This is a genomic window from Dickeya ananatis, assembly GCF_019464615.1.
GTDB lineage: Bacteria > Pseudomonadota > Gammaproteobacteria > Enterobacterales > Enterobacteriaceae > Dickeya > Dickeya oryzae.
In genome coordinates this window covers 4,362,842-4,379,180 of the sequence record NZ_CP040816.1, presented here as the reverse complement: position 1 = coordinate 4,379,180, position 16,339 = coordinate 4,362,842, and the positions used below count along the sequence as shown (strand labels likewise).

Genomic DNA, 16,339 nt, shown 5'->3' with positions numbered 1-16,339 from the left:
ATTTTCTTGTCTGCAAGATATAAACGATTGTTCTAATTACTCAAATGTATGAACTCACTATTTTTCTATCATGCAGGTTGCATGACGCTATAAAAGGACGATGTGTTGCGTTTTCAATACATCAACCATATTGCCATGAACACAAATTACTTCTACTTTTTACTTGCTGATGAACATTATGTCATTTAGAAATCAGTTTGGATTGTTTTAATTGTGTCGATTTTTTTCTTCTGCCAAAGAATGAAATATCCTGCACGATAATAATTGCCGAGAAAATTAATACCACGCCAATTAATTGTGGGCTGGACAGTCCCTGATGAAGGAATAAAAAGCCCAGTAACAGAGCAACCATTGGGCTGAGGAAGCCCAGCATAGACATGATCACCGGGGAATTGGCCTCAAGACCAGAGAACCACATGAAATAGGCCAGCAGGGAACCGGGGATCGCCAGATAGAAATAGCCGGCGAGATTGGTCAAGGTGAAGGCATACGGCAGTGGCTCCAGAAACATCTGTACCGGCAGAATCACTAACCCGCCACAAAACAACTGCCAGCCGGTAAACGTCAGCATCGTCATCCCTGCCGGGCGACCCCATTTCTTGGTCAGCACCAGACCAGACGCCATACTTATCGTCGCCACCACCGATGCCACCACCCCAGCCGGATCCAACGGTTCTTGCGGTAAGGAGATCAGCAACACAATGCCAATGCCGCCGATAATGGCAGCCACCATTTGTTTCTTCAGCACCGGCTGCATCAGTAGCAGGAAAGACAGCAGGATGACGATCAGCGGCTGAAGCGACCCCACCAGAGCGACAACGCCGCCGGGCAGACGATAGGCTGCGAAAAACAACATCACAAAAAACACACCGATATTGAGCGCGCCCAACACGAACAAGCGCCATAACCAACTGACTGACGGCAGCTTTTTACCAAAAATAAAAATAAGACCGGCGGGTAACGCACGAATCAATGCAGCCAGCAACGGTTTATCGGCAGGAAGAAACTGGGTAGTAACAAAATAGGTGGTTCCCCAGACACAGGGAGCATAAAAGGCGAAATCTTTTAATTTCACGGAATAGACCTTCCTCAAACTGTTCCTGTCAAAAAGCACGATTCGGTTTGAACCGACTCAGCCTGAGGCATGTACCGCCTCCCTGGCCGTACAGAAGGCGCACATCCATGTGCAGTTCTCCTGACTTACTTACTTGCGATCTTCCTGTATCCTGACACATCACATCCTGTGATGTTGTTTATCAACATCGTATATTACGATTTCGTAATATACACAACCGTAAATAACGTGTCAACAACATATGTGATTGAACATTTCTTTAAGGAATATTACAGTAGTGTTGATCGCGTAACGGTATTGGCCTACGCTTCAATAAAGGAATAGGTTTTATATTAATTAAGGATATTTACTCTATGGCACGCTACCTGGAAGTCTCAGATATTGTTCAGCAATGGCGCAACGAACGCCCCGACCTCGACGTTGAGCCGATGTTGGTTATTGGCACCCTTTCTCGTGCCAGTCTGTTGATTGACCGCGCGTTGGATAAGGTCTTTGGTAAGTACAAACTCAGCGCTCGTGAATTCGACATTCTGGCGACACTGCGTAGACGCGGTACCCCTTATGCCATCAGCCCATCCCAAATCGTCAGTGCGCTGATGATCAACAACAGCACCCTGACCAGCCGCCTGGACAGGCTGGAACAAGCGGGCTGGTTGCGACGGATGCCGATTGAAGGCGATCGCCGTTCAGTCAACATCCAACTGACCGACGAAGGTCTCGCTCTCATCAATCGGGTGGTGGAAGAACACGTGGAGAATGAACGCGACATCCTCTCCCCATTCAGTGAAGAAGAAAAAAATCAGCTGCGTACCTTACTCGGGCGCGTTGAAAAACACTTAGTGAACAACCGCTAATGCTCTGATGCAATGGTGAAAAATAACACACAAAAAAAGGGCATCCGACAGGATGCCCTTATTGTTGTAGAGATTATATGGCCTTCAGGACGCGCTTATTTCGCGGACTTATCCGGCAGAGACTGAGGAGCGACTTGCGGCAACCCGGCATTGCCGGAAGAAATCAGGCCGCTTTCAACGTAGTTGAACAGCTTCTCGCGGGTATCAGTGATATCCAGATTACGCATCGTCAACTGGCCGATACGATCATCCGGCGAGAACACGGATTCGCCTTTTTCCATCGTCAGACGTTCCGGTTTGTACGTCAGGTTGTCCGAAACCGTATTCAGAATCGAGTAATCGTTGCCGCGACGCAACTCAAGCGTTACCTCACCGGTGATTTCGCTGGCAACCCAACGCTGCAGGGCATCACGCAGCATCAGTGCCTGCGGGTCAAACCAACGGCCTTGATACAACAGACGTCCCAGTTGGCGACCATGAGCATGGTACTGCTCGATGGTGTCTTCGTTATGAATGCCGGTAACCAGACGCTCGTAGGCGATATGCAACAGCGCCATCCCCGGTGCTTCATAAATACCGCGGCTTTTCGCTTCAATGATACGGTTTTCGATCTGGTCGCTCATGCCCAGACCGTGACGACCGCCGATGCGGTTGGCTTCCAGCATCAGTTCCACGTCATCGGAGAATGTCTGACCATTTAACGCTACCGGGTGGCCGCGCTCAAAGCGCACAGTCACTTCTTCTGCCGGAATGCGGACGTTTTCGTCCCAAAACTTCACGCCCATGATCGGATTGACGATTTTCACGCTGGAATTCAGGAACTCCAGGTCCTTCGCTTCGTGCGTGGCACCGAGCATGTTGGAGTCGGTAGAGTAGGCTTTTTCCGCCGACATTTTGTAGTCAAAGCCCGACTTCGTCATAAACTCGGACATCTCCTGACGGCCGCCCAGTTCGTCGATAAAATCGGTATCCAGCCAGGGTTTGTAGATTTTCAGCTCGGCATTGGTCAGCAGGCCGTAGCGATAGAAACGCTCGATGTCGTTACCTTTGTACGTGCTGCCATCGCCCCAGATATTCACGCCATCTTCTTTCATCGCTGCAACCAGCATCGTACCGGTCACCGCACGACCCAGCGGGGTCGTATTGAAATAGGTCATACCGCCGGTGGTGTTGTGGAACGCTCCACACTGAATCGCGGCAATCCCTTCTGCCACCAGTTGCTTACGGCAGTCGATCAGACGAGCATTCTCTGCGCCATACTCTTTGGCGCGACGCGGAATGGCGTCGTAGTCGTCTTCATCCGGCTGCCCCAGATTCGCGGTATAGGCATACGGTACCGCGCCTTTCTGACGCATCCACAATAAGGCGGCGCTGGTATCCAGACCACCGGAGAAAGCAATCCCAATCCGCTGGCCCACCGGAAGATGTTTCAAAATCGTCGTCATAACTATTAGTCCCTGCTTGATTTCGATGGCGTTAAGCTTAGCAGCCCTGCCGCCGGGTTACGCAATATCTGGTTATGCATTGAGACGCGCACGACACGGTACCATCAGAATCGATGCCCCTAACCCACCGCGCATCAATGCATATTTATGCAAAATTTATGATTGATAATTTAAACATCTTTTCCGGCAGACCGGAAGAGAAGAGGCGGGTTTTCAGGAAAAAAATTCACTACGGCAACTGCTGGACCCAAGACAAGACCAGAAAATCACCGTTTTTCACCCTCACCCGCGCATCCTGTCGGTATGAATTTCGGTATGAATACGGGTTATAGCGCCAAACGTACCCAGCCATGCAGCAGCATATATCCCCCCACCACCGCGATCAGCAGGCTGGAAAAATAGGGGGCCCGACGCGCCAGCGCCGCAAACCCTGGCCAGCGACGACTGGCATGCTGCACGCTCAGCGCGGCACCCACGCCCACTGCCACCAGCGTTAACGCCAGCCCGATACTGAAACACACCACCAGCGCTGCCCCCAGCGTAAACGCCTTTACCTGAATACACAGCAGTAATACCGTAATCGCGGCAGGACAGGGAATCAGCCCGCCGGTCAGCCCAAACAGCAGGATCTGCCCATTGGTCGCTTCCCGGTTGGCGAAACGCTGACGTATCTCGTTAGCATGCGCCCGTTCATGCGCATCCTGATATTCACCCTGTTCCTGTAGCGGGTCATGCGAATGACCAGAATCAGAAACCGCATGAGCAACGCCATGATGACTGTGGTGGGGATGGCTGTGATGGTGATGCTCATCATGGTCATGGTCATGGTCATGGTCATGATGCGTGTGATCATGGTGATGCTGATGGTGTTTCCACGCCCGTTCATCACGCCAGGTGCGCCAAAACATCCAGCTTGCTGTCCCAAGGATGATCACACCGGAAACAAACTGCAACCAGGGTTCGGCGGAGTCAGCGGTAAACTGCTGGCTCAAATACATCCCCCCTAATGCAATCAACCAGACTACAACGGTATGGGACAAGGTAGCGGCAATCCCCAGCATTACGGCCTGCTTCACCGTTCCCCGGATCGCGACGATAAATGCCGCCATCATCGTCTTGGAGTGCCCCGGCTCCAGGCCATGCAATGCGCCTAACAACACAGCGCTAGGGATAAACAACCAGGCGTTGGTCACGCCCTGCTGCAAAAATAAGGAAAAATCCGTCATAGTTAGCGTCCGAATCAGGCAATCGAGGGGGTAAGCCTGAAGGTGAAATGATATAATCATACTATACCCCAGTATAGGGTCAGACAAGACGGGAGTCGCCATGCCGCATACTGTTCATGAAAAAAAGAAACTGCTGACACGCGTCAGACGCATCAAAGGTCAGGCAGAAGCTCTGGAAAAAGCGCTGGACGGCGGAGGACGCTCATGTCTGGAAATTCTGCAGCAGATTGCCGCCATTCGGGGCGCGGTGAACGGGCTGATGGGCGAAGTGCTGGAAGGCCACATCCGCGACCACCTGATGAATGAAGAGGCAGACCCGGCAGAACGCGCCACCGATTTGGAAGCGATCGTGACGGTGATTCGCTCCTATATGAAGTAACAGTATGATGAAGTAGCGCCAAGGAAAACAGGCGCGAAAATCGGTTGAATGAGGCCACGTCGTCACTGAATCACGTTCCTGCCTTGTCGGGCGGTGATCACAGCATGAAGGGAGCGAGTATAACGCTAATTATCACCTGAACGGATGAGTAAACATCGATTACGCGACCCACCGCTCAATATCGAAACGATGTTTCAATTGAAATCTATTTCTTTGCTATTCTCGGCGGCACAGATGTTACTCCCCTTGATGACTGCTGGAGATACCATGAAGAACGTCGCCATTCTGTTGGCTCCCGGATTCGAAGAAGCGGAAGCAATTATGGTGATCGATGTGCTACATCGTACAAAAATCAACGTCACCCTGCTTTCCTGTCACGACCGGCTGGAGCTGCATAGCTACCACAATATCCGCATGTTTGCCGATGCCCTGCTGGAAAGAAATATGGACCGGCTGTTTGACGCCGTAGTGATCCCAGGCGGGCCACAAGGCACGGTGAACCTGGCCGCCAACCCGATGGTGACAGAATTTATTCGCCGCCATGATGACGCCGGTAAGCTAATTTGCCCGTTATGCTCAGCGGCAGCCAGAGTACTGGGCGGTAACCATTTGCTCAAAGGACGCCATTACGTCTGCTCCGGCGACCTCTGGAAAGATGTCACCGACGGTGTGTATGTCGACCAAAAAGTCGTGGTGGACGGTAACCTTATCAGCGGCAAAGGGCTGGGCGTCGCATTTGACTTCGCCTTCACCCTTGCCAGTCGGCTGAGCGACGACAAAAACGATGTAAATTTCCAGGTCGAGCATATCTATTACGACTACTGGCGCGTGCCAGCCTGAGTCACATCATGACGACGATGACGGCGCACCGGTGCCGTCATCGGTAGCGACAAAATACCGCCTGATGATGATCGTAGAGGTGATTGTCACAGAGATGATTGTCGTAACGATTACCGTCATAACCCCCTTCGCCATAGCGCTCGCGGTACTCACGCGGCGTCAGATTATAATCCTTGCGAAACACCGAATAAAAATACGGTAACGAGGGATAGCCGCACATGGATGAAATCTCGTTAATCGACAACGACGTAGATACCAGCAGATTTCTTGCCCGCTCCAGCTTCTCGGCATGGATCATGCCATGAATCGTCTGCCCGGTTTCATCCTTGAAGCGCTTTTCAAGGTTGGAACGTGACAGCCCCACCGCATCCAGCACCTGCTCAACCTTGATGCCTTTGCAGGCGTGATGGCGAATAAAATGCATTGCCTGAATCACCGCCGGGTCGCGCACTGAACGGTAATCCGTCGAGCTGCGTTCCACGACCCGAAGCGGCGGCACCAAAATACGCTGCAACGGCAGCGCATTGGGCGTCAACAGCAACTGATGCAGCAGTTTGGCAGCCCGATACCCCATTTGTCGTGTGCCCTGCGCCACCGACGATAACGCAACGCGTGACAGATAACGGGTCAGTTCTTCATTGTCGATACCAATCACACACAGCTTTTCCGGTACCGCGATGTTGAGGTGCTCGCAGACCTGCAACAAATGGCGGGCACGGGCATCCGTCACCGCGATAATGCCGGTTTGGGGCGGCAGCGTCTGGATCCAGTCCGCCAGCCGATTCTGGGCATACTGCCAGTTGTCCGGTGATGTCTCCATGCCCTGATACACCACGCCCTGATACTGCTCGGCCGCCACCAGTTGGCGGAAAGCATGCTCCCGCTCCTGCGCCCACCCTTTGCCTACCGATGTCGGCAGGCCGTAAAACGCAAACCGGTTCAACCCCTTGTTCTTCAGATGCAAAAACGCACTTTCCACCAGTGCGTAATTATCGGTGGCAATGTAGTGCACCGGCGGGTAATCCTGTGGATTGTGATAAGAGCCGCCGACCCCTACCAACGGCACCCGCACCCCGGCCAGCAAGGCGATAATCGCCGGGTCATCAAAATCCGCGATAACCCCATCCCCCAACCAGTCGCGAATATTATCGATACGGCAACGGAAATCCTCTTCGATGAAAATATCCCAGTCGCACTGAGAGGCCTGCAGGTATTCTCCGACGCCTTCAACCACCTGCCGGTCGTATACTTTGTTGGCATTAAACAGCAACGTAATACGGTAGCGTTTCTCAAACATGGCGATATGTTCTCTTCGGATACGTGCGGCGGCAGCATCATGGCTTTCTGGACAACACCCGGTGCGGAAAGCCGACCTTCCGCCTACATAGCACGGTCAGCCGACAACCCCAAACCCGTTTACTGACTTTGCGAACTGTCTCGCTCATTTTGCAAAGATGCGCCGTCATCCCGGCTATCCATAGTGTTCAGAGCTTATGTTTTTCAGAGCGTACGTTTTTCAGGCTTTGTGTTTAGTGGCGGTATCCATCCACACCGCCAGCAGCAAAATACCGCCCTTGACGATGTACTGCCAGAAGGTCGGCACATCGAGCATGCTCATACCGTTATCCAGCGATGCCATAATAAACGCCCCCATCACCGCACCGGCCACACTACCGACACCACCGGCCAGACTGGTACCGCCAATAACACAGGCGGCGATAGCATCCAGTTCCGCGATATTCCCCGCAGACGGCGAACCGGCCCCCAGTCGGGAGCTCAGTACCAGCCCTGCCACCGCCACCATCAGGCCGTTGATGGCAAACACCACCAGTTTGGTGCGTTCGACATTCACCCCTGACAGCCGGGCGGCGTCGATATTACCGCCCACCGCGTAGATACGTCGGCCAAAGGCGGTGCGCAATGCCATAAACATGCCGCCCAGCATGATGAGCGTCAGCAACAGCACCGGTGTCGGCACGCCGCGATAGTCATTGAGCAGGTAGATAGCGCCCAACACCAGGACGGCCATGAGCGACTGGCGAGTCACATCGCCTGACGCCGACGTCACCGGCAATCCCAGATGCTGACGACGCCACCGCTGACGCCAGCGCCACGCCACAAACAGCATCAACCCAACCACGCCGAATAAGAATCCCACCCCATCCGGCAAATAACTCTGACCAATCTGCGACATCGCCGGGCTGGTAGGTGATACCGTGGTACCGTTGGTGATACCAATCAGTACACCGCGAAACGCCAGCATACCCGCCAGGGTGACAATGAACGACGGCACACGGCGATACGCCACCCACCAGCCATTCCAGGCCCCGAGCAGTAACCCCAATAACAAGGTCACCGCCACCGTCAGGGGTAACGGCCAGCCATACCAGACATCCAGAATCGCCGCCACACCGCCCAGTAGCCCCATCATGGAACCCACCGACAGGTCAATTTCAGCGGAAATAATCACAAACACCATGCCCACCGCCAGAATGCCGGTAATCGCGGTCTGGCGCAGCAGGTTGGAAATGTTACGGGCGCTAAGATAGGCCCCCTCGGTCATAACAGTGAAAAACAGCATGATCGCGATGATCGCCGCGATCATCACCAACACCTGTAAGTTGAAAGAACGGCGACGCGTGGCGTCACCGGAAGACGCCGCCTGTACAGGCGCACGGTCAGACAGCCAGGTTTTCAGCATGATGCTCACTCCTTAATGCAGCTTCCATCACCTGCTCCTGCGTTAGCCCACGGTTGGGTAAATCCGCCTTGAGCCGCCCCTGATGCATCACCAGCACCCGGTCACTCAAGCCCAAAACCTCAGGCAGTTCAGAGGAAATCACGATGACGGCGATCTGTTGCTTCACCAACTGATTGATCAATTTGTAGATTTCGTATTTTGCACCGATATCTATCCCACGAGTCGGTTCATCCAGAATCAGGATTTTCGGGCGCAACAACAGGCACTTCGCCAGAATGGCCTTTTGCTGGTTGCCACCGCTAAGACGGGCAATCGCCAGTTCCGGCGAGGCGGTTTTAACTTTCAGATGAGCTATCGACTCCCGCAGGCTGTGCTGCTCGTCAGCATCCCGCAGGACTGACAATGCGCCGGTGAATTGATCGAGCGCTGCCAGTGTGATGTTCTGCGCTACGCTCATCACCGGAATAATGCCGTCTTTTTTACGGTCTTCCGGCACCATGGCAATCCCTAACGCCATAGCCTGTCGACAATGGCGGATAGTCACCGGTTTGCCTTCCACCCGGATATCCCCTTGCCAGCGCCCCGGATACGCACCGAACAAGCATTGAACCGTCTCGGTACGACCCGCCCCCACCAGCCCGGCAATCCCCAACACCTCACCCCGACGCAGGCTGAACGAGACATCATCCACCCGACGAATATGACGATTAACCGGATGCCAGGCGGTCAGATGCTCGACCCGTAGCACTTCTTCGCCTATCTCATGCGGTTCGTTTGGATACAGCTCCGTCAGTTCGCGCCCCACCATCATGGCGATAATCTGATCTTCGCTGAGCGAGTCCGCCGGGCAGGTGCCAATGTGCCTGCCGTCGCGGATAACACAGATCACATCAGAAATCGCTTTGACCTCGTTGAGCTTGTGGGAGATGTAGATACAAGCGATACCGTGATGACGCAGATCGCGCACGATATCCAGTAATACCGCGGTTTCTTTTTCTGTCAGCGATGCTGTCGGCTCATCGAGAATCAGCAGCCTGACCTGCTTGTTCAACGCCTTGGCTATCTCCACCAGTTGCTGTTGACCTAACCCCAGTTCACCGACGCGGGTATGCGGGTCAATACTCAAACGTACCTGCTCCAGCATGGTCTGACAGCGCAGGTACATGGCGTCGTAATCCATGACGCCGCCGCGCGTCCACTCATTGCCAAGAAAGATGTTTTCCAGCACCGTCATGTCTTTGACCAGCGCCAGCTCCTGATGAATGATGGCGATCCCTTTTTGCTCAGTGTCGCGGATATGTCCGGCCCGCAGCTCATCGCCCGCAAAGCTGATGCTGCCCTCATAACTGCCATACGGATAAACCGCACACAGGACTTTCATCAACGTCGACTTGCCGGAGCCGTTCTCACCGCACAGCGACAACACCTGCCCTGCCTCCAGTTGCAGGCTGACATTGTCCACTGCCTTCACCGCCCCAAACGCCTTGGTGATGTTTTTCATTTCCAACAGATACGGCATACCCCCTCCGCCTGGCCGATGCCGCTCGCCCGGCACGACCGCGGTGGCGGCTGACCGGACGGCAGACGAACGCGTCAATCAATAGATATCCGCTTTCTTGTGGAAACCGTCGGCGACGACCGTACTGTCGATGTTCATCTTGTCGACCGGAATCGGCGTCAGCAGGAAGGCAGGAACGTCTTTCTTGCCGTTATTGAGCGTGGCGTTGGACTGCGGTTTTTTCCCCTGTCCCAGCGACACCGCGATAGTCGCCGCCTCTTGCGCCAGTTTGCTGATAGGTTTGTAAACGGTCATGGTCTGGGTTCCTGCCACAATCCGTTTGATGGCCGCCAGGTCGGCATCCTGACCGGAGATAGCGACCTTACCCGCCAACCCCTGAGCGGAAAGTGCCTGAATCGCACCACCGGCCGTGGCATCGTTCGAGGCCACTACCGCATCAATTTTGTTGTTGTTGGCGGTCAGCGCGTTCTCCATGATTTTCAGTGCATTTTCCGGTAACCAGGCATCTACCCACTGGTCGCCGACAACCTTAATTTTGCCGCTATCAATCAAGGGTTTTAACACTTTCATCTGCCCCTGACGGAACAACTTGGCATTATTATCAACCGGTGAACCACCCATCAAAAAATAATTTCCTTGTGGCACCTTATTTATCAGATATTGTGCCTGAAGCTCTCCGACCTTTTCATTATCAAAAGAAATGTAAAAATCAATATCTGCATTATTAATCATACGGTCATAGGCCAGTACCTTTATTCCCTCCCGTTTCGCTTCAGCAATCACGTTACTTAAAACCTGACCGTTATAAGGGATAATCACCAGTACATCGACACCGCGATTAATCATATTTTCTATCTGGGAAATTTGTGTTTCTTCATTGCCGTTGGCGGACTGCACAAACACTTTCGCCCCTTTTTCTTCGGCATTTTTCACGAAAATATCCCTGTCTTTCTGCCAGCGTTCGAGGCGTAAGTCATCGATAGCCATACCGATTTTCACTTCTTTGGCAAACCCCGGCTGGCCTAGCATGGCCAGTGCAGCACAGACTGACAGTAATACGTGTTTCATTTTCATCGTAGAGTACCTTTGTTATAGGAAGGCGGGATAAAAACGTCACTTCACTTACGGCTACGTTGCATGGAATTGTTGACAAGAAAAGTCAGGCTCAGCAATTGCTGATTTTTATCTCTGAATTACGTTTTTTGGTTTAATTGTTATTTTATGATAGCGGTCATATTTTCATCTTATTAATCCCTTTCTTAACACACCGGTATGCGAGCGGTTTTGCAGATTATTCCGGTTATTTTTTGCGATCAAACGCACATTTAATAATTATCTGAATTTCAGTGTGAAATAACGTAATTGAGGAAATCGCAAGGCGATCGGAATATTGAAGCAAGGCTGAATACCGCTATTTCGGTGGTTTGCAAGGAGATAACAATGCACGCTTATTTTGATCAGATAGAAAAAGTTCGCTTTGAAGGTCAGGGCAGCCACAATCCGTTTGCCTTCCGCCATTACAATCCTGACGAGCTCATCCTCGGCAAGCGTATGGCTGACCACTTACGTTTTGCGGTCTGCTATTGGCATACCTTCTGCTGGAACGGTTCCGATATGTTTGGTGCGGGTGCCTTTGCCCGTCCCTGGCAGCAGTCCGGCGACGCACTGGCGCTGGCAAAACGTAAAGCCGATATCGCCTTTGAATTCCTGCACAAACTGGGGGTGCCCTACTACTGCTTCCATGATATCGACGTCGCACCGGAAGGGGGTTCTCTTCAGGAGTATCTGAACAATTTTGCCGCCATGACCGAGATTCTGGCCGCCAAACAACAAGAAACCGGCGTGAAGCTGCTCTGGGGTACCGCCAACTGCTTTACCAACCCACGTTATGCCGCCGGTGCCGCCACCAACCCCGACCCGGACGTGTTCGCCTGGGCGGCGACACAAGTGTTTAGCGCGATGAATGCCACCAAAACGCTGGGCGGTGAAAACTACGTGTTATGGGGTGGCCGTGAAGGTTATGAAACCCTGTTGAACACCGACTTACGTCAGGAACGCGAACAAATTGGCCGCTTCATGCAAATGGTGGTGGAACACAAACACAAAATTGGCTTCAACGGTACATTGCTGATCGAACCCAAACCCCAGGAACCGACCAAACATCAGTACGACTATGATGTCGCCACGGTTTATGGCTTCCTCAAACAATTTGGGCTGGAAAAGGAAATTAAGGTCAATATCGAAGCAAATCACGCCACACTGGCCGGACATACCTTCCATCATGAGATAGCCACCGCGATTGCCCTCGGTATCTTTGGCTCGGTGGACACCAACCGTGGCGATGCGCAACTCGGCTGGGATACCGACCAATTCCCCAACAGCGTAGAGGAAAATGCGCTGGTGCTTTATGAAATTCTCAAAGCAGGCGGTTTCACCACCGGTGGTCTCAATTTCGATGCCAAAGTCCGCCGTCAAAGCACCGATCGCTACGACCTGTTTCACGCCCACATCGGCGCGATGGACACGATGGCGCTGTCGCTCAAAGTGGCGGCCCGCATGGTGGAAGATGGCGAACTCAATCAGCATGTCGCCAACCGCTACGCAGGCTGGAATAGCGAGCTGGGCCAGCAAATCCTGCAAGGCAACGCTTCGCTGGACATGCTGGCAAGCTACGCCACCCGCCACCAGTTGAACCCGCAGCACCACAGCGGGCAGCAGGAACGGCTGGAAAATCTGGTTAATCGCTATCTGTTCGGTTGAATCGCTATCTGTTCGATTGAATTGATGTAAGCTGGCGCACGCCCCATCACCCCACACGGTTTTTGGGTTCTGCGCCAGCAGTACGGATATCACCACAGGGTGCACCGCATCCAGAGTTGCAGCCTGATAACCGCACATAAGTCACAGTGAGGCATTATGTACATCGGCATCGATCTTGGCACATCCGGCGTGAAAGCCATTTTATTACGGGAAAACGGCGAGGTCGCCGCCAGCCATAGCGCACCGTTGAGTGTCTCGCGCCCCCATCCGCTCTGGTCAGAACAGGATCCGGACATGTGGTGGCAGGCTACCGACGCCGCATTGAGCGCTCTGGCGGCACAGCAGACGCTAAAAGCGGTTCGCGCTATCGGGCTAACCGGCCAGATGCACGGCGCAACGCTGCTGGATGCACAGCAACGGGTACTGCGACCGGCCATTTTGTGGAATGACGGGCGTAGCGCAGCGCAATGCCAGCAGTTGGAACAGCTGGTGCCGGATGCCCGCCGCATCACCGGTAATCTGATGATGCCCGGTTTTACCGCACCGAAGCTGAAATGGGTACAGCAACACGAACCGGATATTTTTCAACGTATCGACAAGGTGCTGTTGCCAAAAGACTACCTGCGTTGGCGGCTGACTGGGGATTTCGCCAGCGACATGTCCGATGCCGCCGGTACACTGTGGATGGATGTCGCCCGGCGCGACTGGAACGATACCCTGCTCGCGGCCTGCGGGCTTAACCGCGACCAGATGCCTGCACTGTTCGAAGGTAACCAGATTACCGGGCAGTTGCGCGCCGACCTCGCCGCGCGCTGGGGCATGCCGTCGGTGCCGGTCGTGGCTGGTGGCGGCGACAACGCTGCCGGTGCTATCGGCGTCGGTCTCTATCAGGCGGGTCAGGCCATGCTGTCGCTCGGTACATCCGGGGTCTATTTCGCGGTGAGCGACGGCTTTCTTAGCAATCCTCAACGCGCGGTTCACAGCTTTTGCCATGCGTTGCCCAACAGTTGGCATCTGATGTCCGTGATGCTGAGCGCGGCATCCTGCCTCGACTGGGTCGCCCGACTGACCCATGCCGACAGCGTAGCGGCGCTGCTTAACGAAGCTGAGCAGGCCAGCGCCGAAGAAACCACGACTCCCGTGTGGTTCCTGCCTTATCTGTCTGGTGAACGCACGCCGCACAACAACCCACAGGCTAAAGGCGCATTCTGGGGGCTGACACACTCGCACGGGCGTGCTGCGCTGGCACGCGCGGTGCTGGAAGGGGTGGGATTTGCTCTGGCGGACGGTATGGACGCCCTGCACGCAACCGGGCTGGAACCTCAGCGGGTCACGCTGATTGGCGGCGGTGCGCGCAGCGCTTACTGGCGGCAAATGCTGGCAGATATCAGCGGCAAGACATTGGAATACCGCACCGGCGGCGATGTGGGCCCGGCACTGGGTGCAGCAAGGCTGGCACAAATCGCGCTGAATCCGACCATACCACTGGCGCAGTTACTGCCCGCCTTGCCACTGGAACACGTTCACCAGCCTGACGCAACGCGTCATGCGCAGTACACGCAACAACGCACCGTATTCCGCCAGCTTTACCAGTCTCTGCTGCCGCTGATGTCCTAATTTTTTCTCTTTCCCTCTGGACGGGGTGTTAATGCAACTCGTCCAGATATCGCAACGTAAAGGGGCTGCAGATGCAGCCCCTGTATCGTCTGGCAGGTGACAACGCACGGTTGTCGGGTTAGAACAGACCGAGTGGTTTTTCGGAGTAGCTCACCAGCAAGCATTTGGTCTGCTGGTAGTGTTCCAGCATCATCTTATGGGTTTCACGCCCGATACCGGACTGTTTATAACCACCGAACGCGGCATGCGCTGGGTAAGCATGGTAACAGTTGGTCCAGACACGGCCTGCCTGAATGCCGCGCCCCATACGGTACGCAATGTTGGTATTGCGGCTCCACACACCTGCCCCCAGACCGTAAGGCGTATCGTTGGCAATCGCCAGCGCTTCTTCCGGCGTTTTGAAGGTGGTGACCGCCAGTACCGGCCCAAAGATCTCTTCCTGGAACACGCGCATGCTGTTCTGGCCGAACAGGATTGTCGGCTCCAGATAGTAGCCTTGCGCCAGTTCCCCCGGCAGCACTTTACGGTGCCCACCCGTCAGAACTTCCGCCCCTTCTTTCTTACCGATATCAATGTAATTGAGGATGGTGTCCAACTGACCGGCTGAGACCTGCGCGCCCATCATGGTCTGGCTATCGAGCGGGTTACCGACCCGAATAGACTCGACGCGTTTGATGGCGCGTTCCATAAACCGCTCGTAGATAGACTCCTGAATCAATGCCCGGCTCGGGCAGGTACAGACCTCGCCCTGGTTGAAGGCAAACAGCGCGAACCCTTCGAGCACTTTGTCAAAGAAACTGTCTTCCTGGTCCATCACGTCGGCAAAGAAAATGTTCGGCGATTTGCCGCCCAGTTCCAGCGTAACCGGGATAACGTTCTGCGCCGCATACCCCATGATCTGCTGGCCCACTTCGGTCGAGCCGGTAAAGGCGACTTTGGCGATGCGCGGCGATGTCGCCAGATATTCACCAATCTGCCCGCCGGCCCCGTTCACCACGTTCAGTACACCCGGCGGCAGAATATCCTGAATCAATTCCATCATCAGCAGCACCGACAACGGGGTCAGTTTGGCCGGTTTCAGTACGATGCAGTTACCGGCAGCCAGCGCCGGTGCCAGCTTCCAGCACGCCATCAGCAGCGGGAAGTTCCAGGGGATAATTTGCCCGACAACGCCCAGCGGTTCATGGAAATGGTAGGCGACCGTGTCATGATCGATTTCGCTGATTGACCCTTCCTGCGCGCGGATACAGGCGGCAAAGTAACGGAAGTGATCGATACCCAACGGCACATCGGCATTCATGGTTTCGCGGATCGGCTTTCCGTTATCCCAGGTTTCCGCGCTGGCCAACAGTTCCAGATTCGCCTCCATACGATCGGCTATCCGGTTGAGGATTTGCGCACGCTCGCGGGTAGAGAGGGCCCCCCACTCCGCGCTGGCCTTGTGAGCGGCCTCCAGCGCATGATCAACATCACGGCTGCTGGAGCTGGCGACTTCGCACAGGGGTTGTCCGGTCACCGGCGTCAGGTTGACATAATACTCTCCACCGGAGGGCGGGACCCACGCACCGCCGATAAAGTTGTCATAACGCTTTTTCAGCGTAAGGGCAGGGCCGTATTCACCAGGTTTCACCCGGCTTGCGTTATCGATGTCCATTCCTTTCTCCTTTGGTAACACAACGTGTCATTGCAGGAAGATACGCGGCCTCATGCCGGTGCCCCTGCGTACGGCAGCCAGACCCCGTCGGCGCAAACGTCGGCAAGGATAGACCCTATCTGGCTGATTAGTCCTCATAGAAAGTAATGGTTAAATCGTATACAGTGTTGCCGGATTGTAAAAGCCCTGTAGCAGTAAAAAATATCACTCTTCGACACAGCGCACAGTTTGTTATCCCCGCATCGACGCTAGTGCTTTTACACTCAATG

The 16,339-nt window shown here is 54.2% G+C and carries 13 protein-coding genes; 5 read left to right on the top strand and 8 right to left on the bottom strand.

All coding sequences use genetic code 11. The features are described 5' to 3' along the window. Window positions 1-181 precede the first annotated feature (181 nt). The gene (locus FGI04_RS19520; protein ID WP_342699094.1) at window positions 182-1,075 is read right to left on the bottom strand and encodes a carboxylate/amino acid/amine transporter; all 894 of its coding nucleotides are present in this window, start codon (window positions 1,073-1,075) and stop codon (window positions 182-184) included. A gap of 353 nt (window positions 1,076-1,428) precedes the next feature. On the opposite strand from FGI04_RS19520, the gene FGI04_RS19515 reads away from it, so the two are divergent. Then, window positions 1,429-1,929: a MarR family winged helix-turn-helix transcriptional regulator gene (locus FGI04_RS19515; RefSeq protein WP_342699095.1), complete on the top strand. Its 501-nt coding sequence runs from the start codon at window positions 1,429-1,431 to the stop codon at window positions 1,927-1,929. Between the two features lie 95 nt (window positions 1,930-2,024). On the opposite strand, the gene argG is transcribed toward FGI04_RS19515, so the two are convergent. Then, window positions 2,025-3,374 (bottom strand): argininosuccinate synthase, encoded by a 1,350-nt coding sequence (argG, locus tag FGI04_RS19510; RefSeq protein WP_016941565.1) that lies wholly within the window; start codon window positions 3,372-3,374, stop codon window positions 2,025-2,027. Between the two features lie 326 nt (window positions 3,375-3,700). Then, a complete protein-coding gene (locus FGI04_RS19505; protein WP_407322081.1) occupies window positions 3,701-4,600 on the bottom strand; it encodes a nickel/cobalt efflux protein RcnA in 900 nt (299 codons plus the stop codon). 100 nt (window positions 4,601-4,700) lie between these two features. Between FGI04_RS19505 and FGI04_RS19500 the strand changes: the two genes are divergently transcribed. Then, window positions 4,701-4,979, top strand: a complete 279-nt coding sequence (locus FGI04_RS19500) for a metal/formaldehyde-sensitive transcriptional repressor (protein WP_012767849.1) — start codon at window positions 4,701-4,703, stop codon at window positions 4,977-4,979. A gap of 267 nt (window positions 4,980-5,246) precedes the next feature. Then, a complete protein-coding gene (locus FGI04_RS19495) occupies window positions 5,247-5,819 on the top strand; it encodes a DJ-1/PfpI family protein (RefSeq protein WP_407322082.1) in 573 nt (190 codons plus the stop codon). A 37-nt stretch (window positions 5,820-5,856) separates the two neighbouring features. Here FGI04_RS19495 and xylR read toward each other — a convergent pair whose 3' ends face one another. From xylR to xylF, 4 genes are all read right to left on the bottom strand, one after another. Continuing rightward, window positions 5,857-7,116, bottom strand: coding sequence for a D-xylose utilization transcriptional activator XylR (gene xylR / locus FGI04_RS19490; protein ID WP_407322083.1), 1,260 nt, complete (start codon window positions 7,114-7,116; stop codon window positions 5,857-5,859). 219 nt (window positions 7,117-7,335) lie between these two features. After that, the gene (gene xylH / locus FGI04_RS19485) at window positions 7,336-8,520 is read right to left on the bottom strand and encodes a xylose ABC transporter permease XylH (protein WP_407322084.1); all 1,185 of its coding nucleotides are present in this window, start codon (window positions 8,518-8,520) and stop codon (window positions 7,336-7,338) included. Further along, window positions 8,498-10,039, bottom strand: a complete 1,542-nt coding sequence (locus FGI04_RS19480; RefSeq protein ID WP_342699099.1) for a xylose ABC transporter ATP-binding protein — start codon at window positions 10,037-10,039, stop codon at window positions 8,498-8,500. The genes xylH and FGI04_RS19480 overlap by 23 nt, the downstream gene beginning before the upstream one ends. Before the next feature lie 78 nt (window positions 10,040-10,117). Then, window positions 10,118-11,113: a D-xylose ABC transporter substrate-binding protein gene (gene xylF, locus FGI04_RS19475; protein WP_038902923.1), complete on the bottom strand. Its 996-nt coding sequence runs from the start codon at window positions 11,111-11,113 to the stop codon at window positions 10,118-10,120. A gap of 366 nt (window positions 11,114-11,479) precedes the next feature. On the opposite strand from xylF, the gene xylA reads away from it, so the two are divergent. Together xylA and xylB are read left to right on the top strand one after the other, a co-directional pair. Beyond that, the gene (xylA, locus tag FGI04_RS19470) at window positions 11,480-12,799 is read left to right on the top strand and encodes a xylose isomerase (RefSeq protein WP_342699100.1); all 1,320 of its coding nucleotides are present in this window, start codon (window positions 11,480-11,482) and stop codon (window positions 12,797-12,799) included. 156 nt (window positions 12,800-12,955) lie between these two features. After that, window positions 12,956-14,416, top strand: a complete 1,461-nt coding sequence (gene xylB / locus FGI04_RS19465) for a xylulokinase (protein ID WP_407274265.1) — start codon at window positions 12,956-12,958, stop codon at window positions 14,414-14,416. Between the two features lie 118 nt (window positions 14,417-14,534). On the opposite strand, the gene exaC is transcribed toward xylB, so the two are convergent. Continuing rightward, complete coding sequence (exaC, locus tag FGI04_RS19460) at window positions 14,535-16,070, bottom strand: acetaldehyde dehydrogenase ExaC (protein ID WP_342699102.1); 1,536 nt, start codon at window positions 16,068-16,070, stop codon at window positions 14,535-14,537. Between the last annotated feature and the right edge of the window lie 269 nt (window positions 16,071-16,339).